Source organism: Thioclava electrotropha, from assembly GCF_002085925.2.
Taxonomy (GTDB): Bacteria; Pseudomonadota; Alphaproteobacteria; order Rhodobacterales; family Rhodobacteraceae; genus Thioclava; species Thioclava electrotropha.
The window spans coordinates 1,628,807-1,648,662 of record NZ_CP053562.1; the positions used below are offsets into that span (position 1 = coordinate 1,628,807).

A 19,856-nucleotide genomic window follows, 5' to 3' on the forward strand; every position below is an offset into this window, starting at 1 on the left:
GGACGGGTGAAAGCCTCAGCCGGCGAGCCGCGCGCGGTAGTCGTGCGCGGCCCAATCGGCGCGAAACAGCCATTGCGCCTGCGGCTGGCGCTCGGCCAGTTCCGGCGGGATCTCGACCTCGTCGAAGCCCACGCGCCGCGCCATCGCGTATTGATCCGCGATCAGCGGGCCCGCTGCGCGCAGCCGACCCGTGAAGCCGAGCGCGCGGATGCGGCGCGCCAGCGAGAAGCCGCGCCCGTCCGAGAAGGTCGGGAACAGGACGCGGATCATCTCGGCGCCGTCGATCAGCGCGGGCAGGTAGCCCGCATCGGTCTCCGGCGCGATGTCGAGGCTCGCCCCGGTGAAGTCGTCATTGTGGAAGCCGTCGTCGCGAACGATCACGCTCATGCCACATTCTCCTTGTTCTCAATCACTTGGCCTTCACTGTTCACGCGGACGGCCTTGCCGCCGATGAAGTGGATGCCGCATTCGGTCTTGGCAGCGCCGCGCCAGCGGCCCGCACGTTCGTCTTCGCCCGGTTTGACGGGCGAGGTGCAGGGTGCGCAGCCGATCGAAGGGTAGCCTTGCGCCACGAGCGGGTGGCGCGGCAGGCGGTTCTCGACCATGTAATCCTGCACGTCCTGCTTGTCCCAATGGGCGAGCGGGTTGATCTTCATCCGGCTGTCGGTCTCGATCTCGAAGAAATCGAGCGCCGCGCGCTGGCCGCCCTGAAAGCGTTTGCGCCCGGTGATCCACGCGTCATAGCCCGACAGCGCATTTTCCAGCGGCACCGTCTTGCGCAGGGTGCAGCAGGCGTCGGTGCTGTACTGGTGCAGCGTGCCGTCCGGGTCGTCGCGGGCAATCGCGGCCTCATCGGCCTGGATCACCTGCACATTGGTCAGACCCAGCTTGCTTGCGACGTCGCGCTGATAGGCGAGCGTCTCGGGAAACAGCATCTGCGTGTCGATGAACAGCACCGGCGTGCCGGGCGCGATCACCGAGACCATATGCAGCAACACCACCGATTCCGCCCCGAAGGACGAAACCAGCGCGACATTGCCCACATCGGGGTCCCGCAACGCCCGCTCCATCACCGCGGTTGCGGCGTGGTGGCGGTAGCGTTCGTTCAGCCCGGCGACGCGGGGGGCGATATCCGTTCCATCACTGAGCGGCATGGCGTTGAGCCTCTGCATAGAGCGCTTCCTTGAACGGGTCCGGGCCAAGGCGGCGCAGCGCGTCGAGGAAGCTCTCGGTGGCGCTTTCACGCAGCTCGAGATAGGCGCGCAGGAGACGCTCCAGCGCAGGGATCACCTCCGTATAGGCGAAGCCGGGGCCGGCACGTTCGCCAAGCGCCATCGTTTCGGTCGCGTCGCCGCCAAGCGTGATCTGGTAGTTCTCCACGCCCGCACGGTCGAGACCGAGGATGCCGATATGGCCCAGATGGTGGTGACCGCAGGCGTTGATGCAGCCCGAGATCTTGATCTTGAGCGCACCGATCTCCTGCTCCAGCCCGAGATCGCGGAAATGGGTCGAAATCTGCTGCGCCAGCGGGATCGAGCGGGCCGTGGCCAGCGCGCAGTAATCCATGCCGGGGCAGGCGATGATATCCGAGGTCAGCCCGATATTCGCCGTGGCGAGGCCGCCCTTGCGCAGGGCCTCGAACAGCGCGGGCAGATCGGCCTTCGCGATATGCGGCAGGATCACGTTCTGCTCGTGGCTGATGCGCAGTTCCGACTGGCCGTAGCGTTCGGCAAGATCCGCCAGCAGGCGCATCTGGTCGGACGTGGCATCGCCCGGAGGCGCGCCGTGATCCTTCAGACTGACCGTGACGACCCCGTAGTCGGGGTTGTGATGGGGCGAGACCGAGCGCGCGGCCCAGTCGCGCAGAAGCGCGTCGACATTGAGCGCGGTGTCGAAGCTTTCGCTCTCGCGCGCAGGCAGCGCGGGCGGGGCGAATTGTGCCTTGAGATCGGCGAGGATCGCCTGATCTGCGCCTTTGAACGCTGCGCGCCGGGCCGGGAATTCAGCCTCGACCATCTCGGAAAACGTATCGATTCCAAGCTCGTGTACGGTGATCTTGATGCGCGCCTTGTACTTGTTGTCGCGCCGTCCGGCGAGGTTCCACGCCGCCACGATCGATTCCAGATAGGGAAGCAGATCGACCGCGGGCAGGAAGCTGCGGATTTCCTTGCCGATCATCGGGGTGCGGCCGAGACCGCCGCCCACGAAGACCTGGAACCCGATCTCGCCATCACGCTCGACCAGTTGCAGACCCACGTCATGGGCGCGGATCGCGGCGCGGTCGGCCTCGGCGCCGTTGATCGCGATCTTGAACTTGCGCGGCAGGAACTGGAATTCCGGATGGTCGGTGGACCATTGACGGATCAGTTCCGCATAGGGGCGCGGATCGGCTATCTCATCGGCGGCGGCACCTGCGAAGGCATCCGTCGTCGTGTTGCGGATCGCGTTGCCCGAGGTCTGGATCGCGTGCATGCCCACATCGGCGAGCGCGTCAATCATATCCGGCACATCGATCAGCTTCGGCCAGTTGAACTGGATGTTCTGGCGCGTCGTGAAATGCCCGTAGCCGCGATCCCAGGCATCTGCGATCTTGGCGAGCTGGCGCATCTGCCGGGCTTCGATCGTGCCATAGGGGATCGCCACGCGCAGCATATAGGCGTGCAGCTGCAGATAGAGCCCGTTCATCAGGCGCAGTGGTTTGAACTCGTCCTCGGTCAGGCTGCCGTCGAGGCGGCGCGCGACCTGATGGCGAAACTGCTCGGCGCGCGCGCGAACGGCGGCGCGGTCGAAATCGCTGGGTTGGAACATGGTTCAGCTCCCGGCCAGAGTGTTGTGGGGTAGCTCGATGGAAGGGCCGGAGGCGCGGAAGGCCTCGCGGAAATGCGCGGGCTCGGGGCCGTCAGGACCGAGCGTGGCAGGCGCGAGATAGGCGCCCACGACTTTCTCGGGCTGAGCATTGGCCAGATCGAGCCACATGTCCGCGATCACCGGATCGTCGAGGAAGGCGGCGTCCTTGAGGCGCAGCACCCATTGGCCCGCGTCGTTCATGTAAACGACATGGCCTTCGCGCAGGTCATTGGCGCTGATCACGCCGGGGATAAATTTCTTGCTCATAGCACGGCCTCCTTGAGGGCGGTGCGGGCGTCGCGCGGGGCGAGCCCGAGAAGGATGACGGCGGGGCCTTTGGCCTCGGCGGTCACGGTGGGCAGGGTGGCGAGCGTCGCGGGGCGGATCACCTGATCGGCGCGCGAGGCGTTCTCGACCACACAGGCGGGGGTCGCGGGCGAGGCGCCGTGCATCATCAGGCGTCCTTGCACGTAGCGCGCCGCGCGCTTGCCCATATAGATCGCGGCGACCGCGCCGGGACGAGCCAGCGCCGCCCAATCCTGTTCGGCCAGCCCGTCGGCGTCGTGACCGGTGAGCAGGCGCAGCTCGCGATTGCGGCCACGTTCGGTCAGGCTCTGGCCAAGCGAGGCAGCGGCAGCGGAAGCAGCGGTGATGCCCGGCAGTACGCGATAGGCGATCCCGGCCGCGTCGAGCGCGTCCAGTTCCTCGCCCAGCCGACCGAAGACACCCGGATCGCCGGATTTCAGGCGCAGCACCCGCTGGCCTTCCTGCGCGAGGCGGACGATCAGGGACGAGATGTCGCCTTGCTTCATCGACGGGCCGAAACCGGTCTTGCCGGTCTCGATCAGCTGTGCCTGCGGACCTGCGAGCGCGAGCACCTCGGCGCTCACCAGCGTGTCGTGCAGGATCACGTCGGCGCACATCATCTCGCGCAGCACCGCCACGGTCAGCAGGTCCGGGTCGCCCGGACCGGCGCCAGCAAGGGTCACCTGGGTCTGAGTTTCGAGAGTTTCCATGTCACGCTCCTCGTCTGCGTCTTGAGTGTGAATATAGGAAATTGTTCTGGTTTTCGGCTATATGCCCTTGCCAATAAGGACGTTCGTTCCTTATGGATTTGGAGGGAGTGACAATCTCCTGTCTATCGAAGGGAAATCGGAATGACGGTTCAGATCGACGAGTTGGATCGGAAAATCCTTGCGGAGCTTCAGGACGACGCGAGCCAGTCGCTCGACGAAATCGCGCGGAAAACAGGGTCTTCCAAGACCCCGGTCTGGAACCGGATTCGTAAATTGCGCGCGGCGGGGGTGATCGGAAAGCAGACCGCGATCCTCGATCCCGAGGCGCTTGGTTTCGATGCCTGCTTCTTCGTGTTGATCCGCACGTCGGAGCATGAGGCCGAGTGGCAGGACAAGTTCCTCGCCACCCTGCGCGCGCGCCCCGAGGTGATGGAAGCGCACCGTCTGGCGGGCGATATCGACTACATCCTGAAAGTGCGGGTCGAGAATGCGCGCGCCTATGACCGCTTCTATCAGGCGCTGATCTCGGAAGTGAAAATCCACAACGTGACCGCGCTTCTCTCGATGGAGGAGCTGAAATCCACCACCGCGCTGCCTCTGTGAGGCTCAGCGCTTGGTGTAGGTGACCTGCAGCTTCTCCAGCCCGTGGAAGTGGTAGAGATCCGCGTAATAGGGGCGGCGCGGCAGATCGAGCCCCTGTAGCCGCTCCATCAGCATCGGCAGGGCGAGCTTCAGCTCCAGCCGGGCAAGCGGCGCGCCGATGCAGAAATGCGCCCCCGCGCCGAAGCTGAAATTGGTGCGCACGGGGCGCGACGGATCGAAGACGCTCGCATCGTCCCAAGCCGAAGGGTCGCGGTTCGCACCGGCGAGCAACAGCCCGATCCGCTCGCCCTTGCGCAGCACCTGTCCCTGAAACTCCATGTCCTCATAGAGCCAGCGCGTGAACAGATGCAGCGGCGGATCGAAACGCAGCAGCTCCTCGATCGTGCCGTCGATCCGCGCGGGCTCCAGCCAATGCGGGGCGACGGTCTGCTCGATCAGGGTCTTCACGCTGTTGCCGATCTGGTGGACGGTCGCCTCATGGCCCGCGTTCAACAGCAAGATCACGGTCGAGATCAGCTCGTCGCGGGTCAGATGGGTGCCTTCTTCCTCGACCGCGATCAGCTCCGAGATCAGATCTTCCCCGGGCGCTTTGCGGCGGGTCTCTATCAAATCGCCCAGATAGGCGGCGAAGTCCGCTGAAGCCTGTGCCGCGTCTTCCTCTAGGCTGATGTCGCGGCGCGCCTGATACATCTGCACCATCGCGTTCGACCACGCCAAGAGCTTGTCCGCGTCGCTTTCGGGCACGCCCAGAAGCCGTGCAATCACGATCACCGGCAGGGGCTTGGCGAAATGCTCCAACAGGTCGCAGCCGTCCTCGGGCAGATCGTCGATCAGCCGATGGCAGAGCGCCGTGATCTCGTCTTGCATCCCTGCGATCCGGCGCGGGGTGAAGGCCTTCGTCACCAGCTTGCGCAGCCGGGTGTGGGTCGGCGCCTCCAGTTCCAACATCGAATGGCGCTCGATGGCGTAGAAGGGTTCGAGATGCTTGGGGATGTCCACCGCCTGCTCGGGCGGGGCCTCGCGCCCCAGCCGCCGGTCGCGTAGCGCCATGCCGACGATTGCAGCGCGCGCGGTGACGCGAAACCCGTATTCGGGCCATTGCACGAAGGGGCCGCCTTGCCGCACCCGGTCATAGAACGGATAGGGGTTCTGGACGAAATCGGGATCGAGCGGGGATTGGGAAAGGGTCTGCATCGGCGCTCCGGTTACTCGGGGCCAGATTGGCCGCAACGCGCCCGGGGATGCAAGACCAAGCGAACGCTCCGCCTTGCATTGCCGCGCGGTTGGCGCAAGGAAAGGGGCGGGAGAGTGCTGATGCTGGGCCGTGTCGCCATATTGCTGATCTGGATCGCGCTGACGCTCGCCGCCTCTATCGGGGTGTGGCGGGTCTCGGCACGCGAGGGGCTGGCGCGGATCGAAGCGCAGGGGCAATCCGATCTGCGGCTGGCCTCGGATCGTCTGGTGGCAGCACTTCTGCAATTTCGCGAGGTGGCGGTGCTGGCGGCCGATCATCCCGACGTGGTCGCGCTGGCGGCGCGTTTCGCCGAAGGCGGGAAGGAGGTCGGCACATGGCGCGATGCGGCGGTGAGCCTGACGCTTCAGCGCCTCGCCGATCATGCGGGCGCGCGCGATATCTGGCTGATCGCGCCGGGGGGCACGGTGCTCGCAGGTCCGGCGGATAGCCCCGACCGGGTCACGATGAACCGGGCGCTGTCGCGGGCGGCGCAGGGCGCGACCGGGTCGGAGCATTTCGTGGATCCTGATACGGGCGATCGGCTGTTCGTCTTCGCAGCCCCGGTCTTTGCTTCGGGCGGCAATGTTGCGGGGATCGTGCTGCTGCGGCTGAATGCCGAGGATGTCGAGGCCGAGGGGCGCGGCAACCCGGTGCCGGTCTGGTTCACCGATGATAGCGGCGTGAGTTTCCTGACCAACCGCACCGATCTGGTGCTGCTGTCCGAACCCGGTGCTCGGCCCGATCCCGCGACCTATCCGGCGGGGTCGCTCGCCGGGGTGCTGCACCTGCGCGAACGCAACCTTGCGGGTCATCGTCTGGTGTCGGGAGATGGCTCGCTTTCCGGTCCCGCACTGGACGTCTCGCGCGCCCTGCCGGTGATCGAAATGGAGGGCCATGCCCTCGCTGCCGCGGACCCGGTGTTGCGCGCGGCGCGGCTTGCGGCGCTTTCGACCGCGGCCGGGTTTCTGGCCGTGGGGGCGGTGATGTTCGCCCTGTGGGAGCGCAGACAGGCCCTCTCCGAGGCCAATGCCGCGCTCGAAGTCCGCGTCGCCGAACGCACGGCGGAGCTGTCGACCGCGAACGAGGAGCTGCGCCGCACGCAGGCGGAACTCGTGCAGGCGGGCAAGCTGTCCGCGCTGGGGCAGATGTCGGCGGGGATCAGTCACGAACTGAACCAGCCGCTGATGGCGATCTCGTCTTACGCCGAGAATGCCGAACTGCTGCTCGATCGCGGTCGGACCGAAGAAGCGGGCGAGACGCTGGGCAAGATCGGCGCGATGGCGCATCGCATGGCGCGTATCATCCGCAACCTGCGCGCCTTCGCGCGGCAAGAAAGCGAACCCGCGACCCGCGTCGGGCTGGCTGCGGTGGTGGAGAGCGCGCTGGAGATGCTCGACGAACGGCTGCGGCGCGCTGGCGTCACCGTGGACTGGCAGCGCCCCGACTTCCCCGCCATCGTGATGGGCGGCGAGGTGCGGCTGAGCCAGGTCGTCATCAACCTGATCTCGAACGCGATCGAGGCGATGGAGGGCCAGTCTGAGCGCCGCCTGACGATCCGCATGGCGCGCGCGGATGGCATGATCCGCCTCAGCCTGCGCGACACCGGGCCGGGCATCGCCGATCCGGACCGCATCTTCGATCCGTTCTACTCGACCAAGGAGGCGGGATCGGCGGAGGGGCTTGGCCTCGGCCTCTCGATCTCTTACGGGCTGGTGCAAGGGTTCGGCGGCAACCTGCGGGGCGAGAATGTGCCCGGCGGCGGCGCGCGTTTCACCATCGAACTGCGCGAAGCCACGGCCCAACCCAAACCGATCGAGGTGGAGACATGATGCGCCGGGTTCTCTTTGTCGATGACGACCGCGCGGTGCGCGAGGCGCTGGGCCAGACGCTGGAACTGGCGGGGCTAAAGCCGACGCTCGCGGGCAGCTATATCGAGGCGAAGGACCATATCTCGACTGAGTTCGAAGGGGTCGTGGTCACCGATATCCGCATGCCGGGCAAGGACGGGTTCGCGCTGCTGGACCTCGTGCAGAAGGCCGATGCGGAGCTGCCGGTTGTGCTGCTGACCGGGGAGGCGGATGTCCCGATGGCGGTGCGTGCGATGGCGGCCGGTGCTTTCGATTTTCTCGAAAAGCCCTGCACGGGGAAAGACTTGCTGGCCGTTGTTGAGAAGGCGCTGGAGAACCGTGCGCGGGTGATGGAGGCGCGCTTCTCGCGGGCTGCGGGCAAGCGCGGCGATGCGGCGGCGCGGATATTGGTCGGTAGCTCTCCGGTGGCGGAGGGCTTGCGCGAAGCCGCCCGTCGCGCCGCGCGCTCGGGCGCCGAGGTTCTGATCACCGGCGCGCCGGGGGCGGGCAATTCCAAGCTCGCCGAGGTGATTCACCTGCTGTCCACCAATGCGCGCCGTCCGTTCGTGAAACTCGCCGCGGCGGGCCTCGATGTGGAGGCGCTGGAGGCGGGCTTCGCACAGGCCGAGGGCGGCACGCTCTATCTCGACGAGGTGGCCGACCTGCCGCGCCCCGCGCAGTTCGCGCTGATCGAATTGCTGGAGACGCGGCCCGCCACCCGCCTGATCGCGGGCACCTATCGCGACCTGCCGGGCGAGGCGCGGGCCGGGCGCTTCCACCCCGATCTCTACTGGCGGCTGGAGGCGTTGAAAGTGCGCATCCCGTCGCTGTCGGAGCGCCCCGAGGATATTCCCGCGCTGTTTCGCCATTACGTCGCCACCGCCTGCGAACAGGCCAATCTGCGCGCCCCCGAAATCCCGCCCGAGATGACCGCGCAGCTGATGGCGCGCGACTGGCCGGGCAATGCCCGCGCGCTGATGTCCGAGGCGATGCGCTTCGCGATGGGGCTTGAGGCGGGCGAGCCGCCGGAGGAGCTTGGTCTGTCCGAGCGCATGGCGGCGGTCGAGAAGTCGCTGCTGGCCGAGGCGCTGACCCGCGCGGGCGGCAATGCGACCGAAGCGGCCTCCGCGCTGAAACTGCCGCGCAAGACCTTCTACGACAAGCTCGCGCGCCACGGGCTCCGGCCCGAGGAGTATCGGGACTAACGGCGGGCGAGGATTCGCACTGAGCCGGTTCGATCTGTGCGGGAATTCGCACACACCTCCGCGCGTCCTAGTGAAGCGTTCCTCCTAAGATCCTGATTTTGCGCAGATAATGCCTTTTTCACAAGAGTTTCACGAAACAGTTGATCGCATCTCTCGGCGGCTTTTTGCTGACCCCAATGCCGGGGAGGACCGGCGTGACATGAATTCCGGGAGGACATTATGAAGAAATTTACCGCCGCCGTTTCGGCGCTCGCTCTCATGGCTTCGGCCTCGGTCGGAATGGCCGATCCGACGGGCTGCGACGAAGGCGAGATGGTCATCAAGTTCAGCCACGTCACCAACACCGACAAGCACCCGAAAGGGATCGCGGCTGCGCTGTTCGCCAAGCGCGTGAACGAAGAGATGGACGGCAAGGCCTGCGTCGAGGTCTACCCGAACTCGACCCTTTACAACGATGATCAGGTGCTGGAAGCGATGCTGCAGGGCGACGTGCAGATGGCTGCGCCGAGCCTCTCGAAATTCGAGACCTTCACCAAGAAATACCGCATCTTCGATCTGCCCTTCATGTTCAAGAACATGGACGCCGTGGACGAATTCCAGAATTCGGACATCGGTCAGAATATGAAAGAGGCGATGGTGCGTCGTGGTCTGCTGGGCCTCGATTTCTGGCATAACGGCCTCAAGCAGTTCTCGGCCAACAAGCCGCTGCTCGTGCCGGGCGACGCCAAGGGTCTGAAGTTCCGCGTGCAGCCCTCCGACGTGCTGATCGCGCAGATGGAAGCGCTCGACGCTTCGCCGCAGCCGATGGCCTTCTCGGAAGTCTATGGCGCGCTGCAGACCGGCGTTGTCGATGGGCAGGAAAATACCTGGTCGAACATCTACGGCCAGAAGTTCTATGAGGTGCAGGACGGCATCACCGAGACCAACCACGGCCTGCTCGACTACATGGTCGTGACCTCGGTCGATTGGTGGGACAGCCTCGACCCGGCGATGCGCGACCAGATCAAGTCGATCCTCGACGGGGTCACCAAAGAGCGTAACGCCGCGATCAATCAGGTGAACGAAGAGAACCGTCAGGCGATCCTCGACGCCGGTGCGACGATCCGCGAACTGACGCCCGAGCAGCGCCAGCAATGGGTCGACGCGATGAAGCCGGTCTGGGACCAGTTCAAGGATGACGTCGGTCAGGAAAACATCGACGCAGCGCAGGCGATCAACGCCAAGCACTGATCCGGAACGGACGGGCGACGGACCCCACCTGTCGCCCGATCTCTCGGCGCGCGCGGCCCCCTACATCACCCGCGCGCGCCACTTTTAACTCTCGACCTCAGACCGGAGTGAGCCATGAGCCAGCGCTATGAGCCGCGCAACGGGTTTTCGCGGGCGATCCATCATCTGGAGGAGACGCTGATCGCGTTGATCCTCGGCACGATGACCGTGATCACCTTCGTCAATGTCGTACTGCGCTATGTCTTCAACTCCTCGCTGATCTGGGGGCTGGAGACGACGTTGATCCTCTTCGCCTGGCTGGTTCTGCTGGGCATGAGCTACGCGGTGAAAGTGACCGCGCATCTCGGCGTCGATGCGATCATCAATATGCTGCGCCCCGGGCCGCGCAAGGCCATGAGCCTCGTCGCGGCGGGCCTGTGCATTCTCTACGCGGTGCTGCTGCTGAAAGGCGCATGGGATTACTGGGCCCCCTTCGCGGGCTTCGATCAGACCTCGGGCCGCTGGTTCCCGACGGGCTTTCAGGACACCCGCGACCGCGCCTTCTACGAGACCGATCAGGTGCCGATCGCGCATTGGCTCGCCGTTTGGCTGGGCGACCGGTTCAACATGGGCGAGGCCTATGACAAGCTGCCGCGCTTCATCCCTTACCTGATCCTGCCGATCGGCGTGACGCTTCTGCTGATCCGCTTCGTGCAGGCGGCAATCGGGGTTGCCGTGGGCAAGCGTTCGGCGCTGATCGTGAGCCACGAAGCCGAAGACCAAGTGGCCGACGTGGCCCATATCAACAAGGGTGACTGAGGCATGGATATCCTGTTCCTTTTCGTGATGGTGATCGGCTTCATGCTGATCGGCGTGCCGATCGCGGTCTCTCTGGGTCTCGCGTCGACGCTGTTCCTGCTGATCTTCTCGGACGCCTCGCTCGCCTCCATCGCGCAGTCGCTCTACGACGCGATGGACAACCACGCGACGCTGCTGGCGATCCCGTTCTTCATCCTCGCCTCGAGCTTCATGTCGACGGGCGGGGTGGCGCAGCGCATCATCCGCTTCGCCATCGCCGTGGTGGGCCACCTGCCGGGCGGTCTGGCCATCGCGGGCGTTTTCGCCTGTATGCTGTTCGCCGCGCTTTCGGGCTCGTCGCCCGCGACCGTGGTCGCCATCGGCTCCATCGTCATCGCGGCGATGCGGCAGGTGGGCTACTCGAAGGATTTCGCCGCCGGTGTGATCTGTAACGCCGGCACGCTCGGCATCCTGATCCCGCCCTCCATCGTGATGGTGGTGTATGCCTCGGCTACCGACGTGTCGGTTGGCCGGATGTTCCTCGCGGGCGTCATTCCGGGCCTTCTGGCGGGCGTGATGCTGATGGCCACGATCCTGTTCTTCGCGATCAAGCGCAACCTGCCGAAAGGCGAGTGGCAGGGCTGGGGCGAGGTCGCCGCAAGCTTCGTCGACGCCTTCTGGGGCCTGATGCTGATCGCGATCATCATGGTCGGCCTCTACGGTATTCCCGGCATCACGGGCGGCATCTTCACCCCGACCGAGGCCGCTGCCGTCGCCGCTGTCTATGCGTGGTTCGTCGCGAACTTCATCTATCGCGACATGGGCCCGCTCGATGAGGGTGAGCAGAAAACCTCGCTTCTGAAGAAGCCGCAGGCAATCTTCACCGCGATCTGGCACAAGGGCACGCGCGATACGCTGTTCGAGGCGGGCAAGCTGACCATCACGCTGATGTTCATCATCGCCAATGCGCTGATCCTCAAGCACGTGCTGACCGACGAGCAAATCCCGCAGAAGATCACCGAGGCTTTGCTTGGTGCGGGTCTGGGCAAGATCATGTTCCTCGTGATCGTCAACATCATCCTGCTAATCGGTGGTCAGTTCATGGAGCCCTCGGGCCTGATCCTGATCGTCGCACCGCTGGTCTTCCCTATCGCGATCGAGCTGGGCGTCGATCCGATCCATCTCGGCATCATCATGGTGGTGAACATGGAGATCGGGATGATCACGCCACCGGTCGGCCTGAACCTCTTCGTGACCTCCGGGGTGGCGGGGATGCCGATCATGCGGGTCGTGAAAGCGGCCGCGCCCTTCCTCGCCGTGCTCTTCGTCTTCCTGATCCTTGTCACCTATGTGCCATTCCTGTCGACATGGCTGCCGACGATGGCAATGGGGCCGGAGACGGTCGTGAAATAAGCCGAGCGGGGCAGGGACCGAACCCGGTCTCATGCCCCGCCATTCCAACCTGGCGCGCCCGTGGCACCCCCACGCGGCGCGCTTTTCTATGGGGGCAGGTCTGGGGGGCTCTGCCCCCCGCGCTGCGCGCCCGCCCCGGGATATTTCCACCAAGGCGAAAACACGGGATATTCTTTCGGATTGGTCGAAATATCTCGGGGTGAATTCGCGAATGCGAAGAGGGGCAGCGCCCCTGTTGTCCGCTCGGGACATGGCGCCGGCGCAAAATAAAAGGGCGACCCGATCGGCCGCCCCTCCTGCTCTGGCTATCGCCTGATTTTATTTCTGTTCCGACCCCGTCGGCGCCGGTGCTGCGGCGGCGGTCTCGGAGGCCGGGGGCGCGAGTTTTCGCGTGCCCTGACCAGTTTGCAGCGGGTCGTCCTGACGCTGCACCGAACCTTCGAAATGCGCACCGCTTTCGATGGCGATGGTCTTGTGGATGATGTCGCCTTCGACGCGTGCGGTCGAGGTCAGGCGCACCTTCAGGCCGCGCACACGGCCCACGACGCGGCCGTTGACCACGACGTCGTCGGCCATGATCTCACCTTTGATCGTGGCGCTTTCGCCGACGGTCAGCAGATGGGCGCGGATGTCGCCTTCAACGGTGCCTTCGATCTGGATGTCGCCGGTCGTCTTGACGTTGCCGGTGATGGTCAGGTCCGAGGAGAGAACCGAGGGCGCGGGCTTCGAGCGCGGCGCGGCGCTCGGCGTGTAGTCGCTCGAGCTGGACGTCGGGCGGCTCGGAGCGGTCGAGTTCTCACCGGTTTTGGGCTTGTCGCCGTCGGCCTTGGGGCCCGGTTCATGGATTTTCGATTTAGAAAACATTCTTACCAGCCTTGATGAAGGTCATCGGGTTAATTGGCTTGCCTCCGAGCCGGATCTCGTAGTGCAGATGCGGTCCCGTGGAGTGTCCGGTATTGCCCATATCAGCAATCCACTCGCCTTGCGACACTTTTTGCCCGACTTTCACGTGGAATTTGTTGAGGTGGCCGTAGCGGGTGGTGATGCCGAACTCGTGGCGGATCTTGACGATATTGCCGTAGCCCCGCTCGTGCTCGGCGGCGATCACGACGCCATCGGCAGGGGCATAGACCTTGGTGCCGATCGGGGCGGCCATATCGACGCCCTCATGCATCCGGCCCCAGCGCCAGCCGAAGGGCGACGAGAAGCGGAAATGTGCCTTCACCGGCATCGAGAAGGGCAGCTTGTCGACGGCGATGCGATACATGTTCATCTCGTCGAGCTTGCGCAGGATGTTCTCGGCGCGCGCGGTGTCGCCATCGAGATCGGCCGCACCCTTGGTCGAGAGCGAGATCGGCGAGAGCGGCCCGCCGGTCCCCGAATAGCCCCGCTTGATTTCCTTGAGGACGTGATCGGGATCCATGCCGGCCTGTTTGAAGACCTTGTCGAGCGGCTCCATCGAGATCTTCACCGCGCCTTCGAGCGTAGTGAAAATCTCGTCGTTGCGCTGTTCGAGGAGACGCTTCTGCAGGGCGATCTTGTCCATCTGCAGTTGCGCGGTCTTGGCGTCGGCATTTGCGGTGTCGCGTTCTTTCGCGGTCTCGCCGAGCGCGGTGGACAGCATATCGACCGTCTTTTCCATGTCCTCGGCGCGGGCGATCGGTGTCGGACCCGCATCGGGGCCGTTGCCCTCGGCTTTTGCCAAGGCGAGCCGGGCCTTGTCGCGCTCGTCCATAGTGCGGCGCAGGGTGGCCTGGATCACGCCGATCCCGGTTTCCAGCTCGCGCTTGCGCTCTTCCGACGCGAGCAGCGTGGATTGCATCTTCGAAACCTGCTCGAGGGCGGTCTGGAAACGGTCCTGTGCGGCAAGGGCTTCGGCGGCGCGGGCGTCGCGCTCTTGCGAGAGCGCGTCGAGGCGGCGCTCGAAGGCGAGTTTCGCGACCTTGTCGTTCTGTTCGGCCCCGCCGGAGGAAATCCCGTCGATGAAGAGCATCGAGGTCGCGGCCATCGACCACACGAACACGCCTGCGCCGATCGCCAGTACACTCGCTTGGGTGAGGGGGCGCAGTCGGACGAACCGCGTGGCGCTGTCTGATTTCAGAAACAGCCGCTGTTCGGGCAGGATGCGCTCGAGACGGGTGTTCAGGCGGTCGAGAATGCGTCTAGGCAAGCCGGTCGGTCCTGTGTTTGTTGCGGATCAAGCGCGGCCACGGGGCCGCACGTCACTTGCGGCGGCGCACCCGTCCTGCTTGTGGATAAGTCCTCCGCCCTTGAGCAATGGGATTACCAAGGGGGGCAGGTCCGGGCAACCTCTTTCCCCCTCGCATTTGGTCACGGTTCCCTCACGCGCGCGGTATGAGCGGTTTTCTGCCCAAAAGGGAGGGCGGCCCGGCGGTTTCGTCCCAGCTGGTCATCCGGGCGTCACGTTGGTGTGATCCGCACTTGCCGATGGGCGCGCGCCGCACGACGCCCCCGCGGCGCGGCATGAGCCGCCCGCCGGGGTGCCATGCGGGGCGCTGCGCCCGAGGCGCGGGTCAGCCCAGATCGCGGGCGGCCTCGAGCACCTCTTCGGCGTGGCCTTTGACTTTCACCTTCGGCCAGACCCGCGCGACATTGCCGTCCGCGCCGATCAGGAAAGTCGCACGAACAATGCCCCAGAAGGTTTTGCCATACATGGATTTTTCTGCCCAGACCCCGTAGCTCTCGCAGGTCTCGCCGCCATCGTCCGAGGCGAGATAGATGCCCAGATCATGCTTCGCGCAGAAATTCTCATGCTTCTTCATGCTATCTTTCGAAATGCCGATGACGACCACGCCTGCCTCGGCGAAATCCGGCGCGAGCCGGGTGAAATCCAGCGCCTCGGTGGTGCAGCCGGGCGTGTTGTCCTTCGGGTAGAAATACAGCACGACCGGACGGCCCGCCAAGGCCGACAGCGTCAGATTTCCGTCTTCCGTGATCGGATTTCCGAGCGTTTCGAAGCTCTTGCCGCCCGTGGCGGGAAGGGTGAACTCCGGCGCTTTTTCGCCTGTCTCGATCATTGGGGAACCTCCTTGCAGTTTCGGGGCTTACTTTCCACGCCCGCTTGCGCGAGACTAAACCACGAGGCAGGAGACCCGGGCAAGACCGCGCGCGGTGGGCCCGGCATAAGAGACGGGGTCGGCACGCGCCGCCGCCGAGGGAGAAAAAGCCCCGATCCAACGGGCGCAAGACGAACGGTATGGAGAGACAGCGTCCCGATAGTCGCGAAACGTCCGGCGCGCCCGAAAGGGCGAGCAATGCGTCGTTGAGCGATGCCGAGACGCCCAAATCCGAGGCAGAGACCCAGCCCGGAGCAGCGACCCCGGTGAGCCGCGGCCGCCGTGCCCGCACCGGTCTGCTTCTTGTTCTCAGCTTCCTGTTTCTTGGGGTCGTGGCTGCCGGTGCCTTTCTCGTCATCACGCATCGCGCGGTCGCCGTGCCGCAATGGATCGTCGCGCGCATCGAGACCCGCGCCAATGACGCCTTGCAAGGCCAGATGCGGGTCCGGCTGTCCGGCGGGATCGACCTTTACATCGACGATGGCATCCGCCCCCGGATCCGACTGAACACGGTGCGGCTGGAGCGGCCCTCGGGGCTGCCGATCGCGGTCCTGCCGGAATTGCGCATGACGCTCTGGGCGGAGCCTTTGTTGCGCGGGCGGGTCGAGCCGCGCTCGTTTCGGCTGCGCGGGGCGAGCCTGTCGCTGCATCGTCTGCCCGACGGCAATCTGGATCTCGATTTCGGCGGCGGCAATCGCTTCGCCAATATCGACTTGAACAACGCCTCCGATCTCATTGAGACCTTTGAGAAAACCCTGGAAGTTCCGGCGCTGTCCCGGCTGCAGCAGATCAGTGCGGAAGACCTGCAGATCCGACTGATGGACGAGCGGCTCGACCGGCTCTGGAAGGTCACCGATGGCCGCTTCAAACTGACCCAGAGTGACAGTGAAATCTCGGTCGCACTGGGGTTCGATCTGGGCAGCGGGCAGACGAAACCGGCGCAGGTCGCGCTGTCGATGACCACGCAGAAAGCCAGCCGCGAAGCCAGTTTCGGAGCTGCTGTGACCGCGCTTCCGGCGCGCGATCTGGCGGTGCAGGCCCCGGCGCTCGCGGCGCTCGGCGTGCTCGATGCGCCGATCTCGGGGGCGCTGCGCTCGGGGCTCAACGACAAGGGCGAGCTGACCGGGATGAACGCGATGCTCGAAATCGGGCGCGGCGCGATCCGGCCCAATGAGGGCGTGAACCCGATCCCGATCGAGAACGGCAAGCTCTATCTCAACTACGACCCGAAACGGCAGCGCGTCGAGGTCTCGACGCTTTCGCTCAACAGCCGGGCGCTGCGCCTGAAGGCGGCGGGCCACACCTATCTGCGCGATCTCGAAGGCGGCGTGCCGCAGAAGATCGTCGGCCAGATCGCGATTTCCGATCTGCAGCTCGATCCGGCAGGTCTGTTCGAGAGCCCGGTGCAATTCGCGCAAGGGGCGGTCGATTTCCGGCTGAACCTAGATCCGTTCCGCATCGATATCGGCCAGCTGGAACTCAACGATCAGGGCGACACGACGATCTCGGCGCGTGGCAAGGTCAGCGCCGAGAAGGATGGCTGGAAAGTCGCGCTCGATGCCGGGATCGACCAGATCGACCAGACCAAGCTGCTCGCGCTCTGGCCGCCTGCGGTCGTGCCGAAGACCCGCGAATGGCTCGAGAAGAACGTGACCACGGGCCAACTGCGCAATGCCCGCGTGGCGCTGCGGCTCGTGCCGGGCGCGCAGCCGAAACTGGCGCTCGGCTACGAGTTCCGGGGCGCGGATGTGCGGATCATCAAGACCCTGCCGCCCGTACAGCAGGGCCGAGGCTTTGCCACGATCATCGACACGCGGCAGGCGCTCAAGGTCGAGGAGGGGCATGTGACCGCGCCGTCGGGCGGGCGGATCGAGGTGACGGGTTCGTCGCTCATCGTGCCCGATATCCGCATCAAGCCCGCCCCGGCGATGGTCACGCTGATGACGCGCTCGCCGATCCCGGCGGCTCTGTCGCTGCTCGACCAGCCGCCATTCGAGTTTCTCAGCAAGGCGGGCATGAGCACCGATGTGGCACAGGGCTGGGCCGAGGCGCGCTCGGTGATCCGCTTGCCGCTGAAGCCCAATGTGCCGCAGGATGAGATCGATTTCGACGTGACCGCCCGGCTGACCGAGGTGAAAAGCGACACGCTGATTCCCGACCGGCCGCTGCGGTCCGATTTGTTGACGTTGAAGGCCGATCCCCAAGGTATGACGATCTCGGGCAAGGGCACTCTGTCCGGTGTCGGGTTCGATGCCGCCTGGACGCAGAAATTCGGGCCGGAGAACAAGGGGCGCTCAGAGGTCGCGGGCACGGTCGATGTCAGCCCCGATGGGCTCGACCGGCTGGGGATTGCGCTGCCCAACGGCATGGTGCGCGGTTCGGGCAAGGGCCGCATCGCGCTCGACCTGCGCAAGGATCAACCGACGCGGTTCACCTTCGCGAGCGCCTTGCAGGGGATCCGCCTGTCGATCCCAGAAATCGGCTGGAGCAAAGCGCCGGGCAGCGCGGGCGATCTGAAGATGTCGGGCACGCTCGGCGCGCCGCCGCAGGTCGACAGCCTGTCGCTGAGTGCTGCGGGGCTGAAGACGCAGGGCGACATCACCTTGAACAAGGGCGGTGGGCTGAACCGGGCGCGGTTCTCGAGCCTGAGCGTCGGCAACTGGTTCACCGGCAGCGTCGATCTGATCGGTCAGGGCAAGGCGCGCCCGCCGAAAGTGAATGTCACCTCGGGCAGGCTGGACCTCGCCAAGGCGGATTTGGGCGGCGGTGCGGGCGCCAGCGCGAGCGGTGCCGGCACGGCGATCTCGGCGGCGCTCGACCGGCTGCAGATCACGGACGGTATCGCGCTCACCGGGTTCCGGGCGATTTCAACACGCGCGGCGGTCTCTCGGGCCGGTTCCAGGGACAGCTAAACGGCAGCGCGCCGATCGACGGCACGGTGATCCCGGCGGCGGGCGGGCGCGTCTCGGTGCGCGCTCAAACCCGCGACGCAGGCCGCGCGCTGGCGGCGACCGGGATCTTCACCAAGTCCCGCGGCGGGCAGGGCGCACTGGTGCTGACCCCGCTTGGACAGAAAAGCTATGACGGCAAGCTCACGGTCGCAAACCTGCGGGTGAAAGACGCGCCGGTTCTGGCTTCGCTCCTGTCGGCTGCCTCGGGCGTCGGTCTGCTGGAGCAGCTCAGCGGCGATGGCATCCTGTTCAGCTCGGTCGATGGCGCCTTCCGCTTGACGCCCAACGGGGTGAGTGTCACACGGGGCGCCGCCGTGGGGGCCTCTATGGGGGTGACGATGACGGGCAACTATTACCCGCAATCGAAGACACTGAACATGAAGGGCGTGATCTCGCCTTTCTATCTCGTGAACGGGATCGGTCAGGTCATCTCCAAGCAAGGCGAGGGGCTTTTCGGGTTCAACTACTCGCTGCGCGGAAGCTCCGATGCGCCGAAGGTCTCGATCAACCCGCTCTCGGTGCTCGCGCCGGGCGGTCTGCGCGAGTTGTTCCGGGCGGGACCGCCCAAGGTGCTGAGCGAATAAGGCTGACGATGAAGCTAGACGATTTCGATTTCGAGCTCCCCGAGGGGCTGATTGCGACGCGGCCTGCGCGCCCGCGCGATGCGGCGCGGCTGCTGCTGGCCGAGGGCGATGCGATCCATGACCGCCATGTGCGCGATCTGATCGACATCTTCCGCCCCGGCGACCGGCTGGTGCTCAACAACACCAAGGTGATCCCGGCGCGGCTGGCGGGCACCCGGACCCGGCAAAGCGCGCAGGGCGAGGTGGTCGCGAAGGTCGAGGTGACGCTTCTGGAGCCCGCACCGGGCGGCGAATGGTCGGCGCTCGCCAAGCCTTTGCGCAAGGTGAAGGAGGGCGAGGAGATCGTCTTCTCTGATGCGCTCTCGGCCAGGGTCGAGGCGATCGAGATCGGCCAGCTGCGGCTCAGCTTCAACCTGTCGGGCGAGGATTTCGACGCGGCGCTGGCCGAGGCAGGCGCGATGCCGCTGCCGCCCTATATCGCGGCGCTGCGCGCGCCCGATGACGAGGACAAGCGCGATTACCAGACCGTCTTCGCGCGCCATTCCGGTGCGGTCGCGGCCCCGACCGCCAGCCTGCATTTCACCCGCGAGCTGCTGGAGGCGCTGGCCGCCAAGGGCGTGGAGTTCACCGAAGTCACGCTCCATGTCGGCGCGGGCACCTTCCTGCCGGTGAAGGTCGAAGACGTCACCACCCACAAGATGCATGCCGAATGGGGCGAGGTGAGCGAACAGGCGGCAGCCGAGATCAACGCGACCAAACAGGCGGGCGGCCGCGTCATCCCCGTGGGCACCACCGCGCTGCGCCTGATCGAAAGCGCGGCGCGCGCCGAGGGCGGCGCGAAGGGCCATATCGTGCCGTTCCGCGACGCCACCGACATCTTCATCTATCCCGGTTTCGAGTTCCGCATCACCGACGCGCTGATGACGAATTTCCATCTGCCGAAATCGACGCTGCTGATGCTGGTCTCGGCTTTGATGGGCCAGGACCGTATACGCGAAATTTACGATCATGCGGTTAAGACGGGCTATCGTTTCTTCTCTTACGGCGATGCGTCGCTTCTGATCCCCTAGAG

General features: G+C 65.5%; 18 protein-coding genes. 9 read left to right on the forward strand and 9 right to left on the reverse strand.

The window, feature by feature from the left end; genetic code table 11:
- Window positions 1-15: 15 nt before the first annotated feature.
- The 5 genes from AKL02_RS07790 to cobA are packed head-to-tail and all read right to left on the reverse strand — an operon-like array spanning window position 16 to window position 3,863.
- Window positions 16-387: a DUF934 domain-containing protein gene (locus AKL02_RS07790; protein ID WP_083075214.1), complete on the reverse strand. Its 372-nt coding sequence runs from the start codon at window positions 385-387 to the stop codon at window positions 16-18.
- On the reverse strand, window positions 384-1,172 hold the full coding sequence (locus tag AKL02_RS07795) for a phosphoadenylyl-sulfate reductase (protein ID WP_408648127.1): 789 nt from the start codon (window positions 1,170-1,172) through the stop codon (window positions 384-386). The genes AKL02_RS07790 and AKL02_RS07795 overlap by 4 nt, the downstream gene beginning before the upstream one ends.
- On the reverse strand, window positions 1,141-2,808 hold the full coding sequence (locus tag AKL02_RS07800) for a nitrite/sulfite reductase (RefSeq protein ID WP_083075216.1): 1,668 nt from the start codon (window positions 2,806-2,808) through the stop codon (window positions 1,141-1,143). The genes AKL02_RS07795 and AKL02_RS07800 overlap by 32 nt, the downstream gene beginning before the upstream one ends.
- 3 nt (window positions 2,809-2,811) lie before the next feature.
- Window positions 2,812-3,114 (reverse strand): DUF2849 domain-containing protein, encoded by a 303-nt coding sequence (locus tag AKL02_RS07805; protein ID WP_083075218.1) that lies wholly within the window; start codon window positions 3,112-3,114, stop codon window positions 2,812-2,814.
- Entirely contained in the window at window positions 3,111-3,863 is a 753-nt protein-coding gene (cobA, locus tag AKL02_RS07810; protein WP_083075220.1) for a uroporphyrinogen-III C-methyltransferase, read from the reverse strand. The genes AKL02_RS07805 and cobA overlap by 4 nt, the downstream gene beginning before the upstream one ends.
- Before the next feature lie 141 nt (window positions 3,864-4,004).
- Between cobA and AKL02_RS07815 the strand changes: the two genes are divergently transcribed.
- Window positions 4,005-4,466, forward strand: coding sequence for an Lrp/AsnC family transcriptional regulator (locus tag AKL02_RS07815; RefSeq protein WP_078546769.1), 462 nt, complete (start codon window positions 4,005-4,007; stop codon window positions 4,464-4,466).
- 3 nt (window positions 4,467-4,469) lie between these two features.
- Here the strand turns inward: AKL02_RS07815 and AKL02_RS07820 are convergent, their stop codons facing one another.
- Window positions 4,470-5,660 carry a cytochrome P450 gene (locus AKL02_RS07820; protein WP_083075222.1) on the reverse strand — a complete coding sequence of 397 codons (1,191 nt, stop codon included), beginning with the start codon at window positions 5,658-5,660 and terminating at the stop codon, window positions 4,470-4,472.
- Between the two features lie 120 nt (window positions 5,661-5,780).
- Between AKL02_RS07820 and AKL02_RS07825 the strand changes: the two genes are divergently transcribed.
- The 5 genes from AKL02_RS07825 to AKL02_RS07845 all read left to right on the forward strand — a co-directional run bounded on the left by AKL02_RS07825 (window position 5,781) and on the right by AKL02_RS07845 (window position 12,172).
- The gene (locus AKL02_RS07825) at window positions 5,781-7,529 is read left to right on the forward strand and encodes an ATP-binding protein (protein ID WP_083075224.1); all 1,749 of its coding nucleotides are present in this window, start codon (window positions 5,781-5,783) and stop codon (window positions 7,527-7,529) included.
- Window positions 7,526-8,752, forward strand: coding sequence for a sigma-54-dependent transcriptional regulator (locus AKL02_RS07830; protein WP_083075226.1), 1,227 nt, complete (start codon window positions 7,526-7,528; stop codon window positions 8,750-8,752). The genes AKL02_RS07825 and AKL02_RS07830 overlap by 4 nt, the downstream gene beginning before the upstream one ends.
- A 219-nt stretch (window positions 8,753-8,971) precedes the next feature.
- Window positions 8,972-9,982, forward strand: coding sequence for a TRAP transporter substrate-binding protein (locus AKL02_RS07835; RefSeq protein ID WP_078519321.1), 1,011 nt, complete (start codon window positions 8,972-8,974; stop codon window positions 9,980-9,982).
- A 114-nt stretch (window positions 9,983-10,096) separates the two neighbouring features.
- On the forward strand, window positions 10,097-10,780 hold the full coding sequence (locus AKL02_RS07840) for a TRAP transporter small permease (RefSeq protein WP_083075229.1): 684 nt from the start codon (window positions 10,097-10,099) through the stop codon (window positions 10,778-10,780).
- A 3-nt stretch (window positions 10,781-10,783) separates the two neighbouring features.
- Window positions 10,784-12,172 carry a TRAP transporter large permease gene (locus AKL02_RS07845; protein ID WP_078570327.1) on the forward strand — a complete coding sequence of 463 codons (1,389 nt, stop codon included), beginning with the start codon at window positions 10,784-10,786 and terminating at the stop codon, window positions 12,170-12,172.
- A 318-nt stretch (window positions 12,173-12,490) separates the two neighbouring features.
- Here the strand turns inward: AKL02_RS07845 and AKL02_RS07850 are convergent, their stop codons facing one another.
- From AKL02_RS07850 to AKL02_RS07860, 3 genes are all read right to left on the reverse strand, one after another.
- Complete coding sequence (locus tag AKL02_RS07850) at window positions 12,491-13,036, reverse strand: bactofilin family protein (RefSeq protein ID WP_083075237.1); 546 nt, start codon at window positions 13,034-13,036, stop codon at window positions 12,491-12,493.
- Window positions 13,026-14,342, reverse strand: a complete 1,317-nt coding sequence (locus AKL02_RS07855) for a M23 family metallopeptidase (protein WP_083075239.1) — start codon at window positions 14,340-14,342, stop codon at window positions 13,026-13,028. Before AKL02_RS07855 ends, AKL02_RS07850 begins: the two co-directional genes overlap by 11 nt.
- Before the next feature lie 364 nt (window positions 14,343-14,706).
- Entirely contained in the window at window positions 14,707-15,210 is a 504-nt protein-coding gene (locus AKL02_RS07860) for a peroxiredoxin (protein ID WP_083075242.1), read from the reverse strand.
- 179 nt (window positions 15,211-15,389) lie between these two features.
- Here AKL02_RS07860 and AKL02_RS21060 point away from each other — a divergent pair, with 179 nt between their 5' ends.
- The 3 genes from AKL02_RS21060 to queA are packed head-to-tail and all read left to right on the forward strand — an operon-like array spanning window position 15,390 to window position 19,854.
- Entirely contained in the window at window positions 15,390-18,161 is a 2,772-nt protein-coding gene (locus tag AKL02_RS21060) for a YhdP family protein (RefSeq protein ID WP_232621737.1), read from the forward strand.
- 56 nt (window positions 18,162-18,217) lie between these two features.
- Entirely contained in the window at window positions 18,218-18,784 is a 567-nt protein-coding gene (locus AKL02_RS21065; protein ID WP_456300826.1) for a hypothetical protein, read from the forward strand.
- 8 nt (window positions 18,785-18,792) lie between these two features.
- Window positions 18,793-19,854, forward strand: a complete 1,062-nt coding sequence (queA, locus tag AKL02_RS07870; RefSeq protein WP_083075246.1) for a tRNA preQ1(34) S-adenosylmethionine ribosyltransferase-isomerase QueA — start codon at window positions 18,793-18,795, stop codon at window positions 19,852-19,854.
- Window positions 19,855-19,856 lie beyond the last annotated feature (2 nt).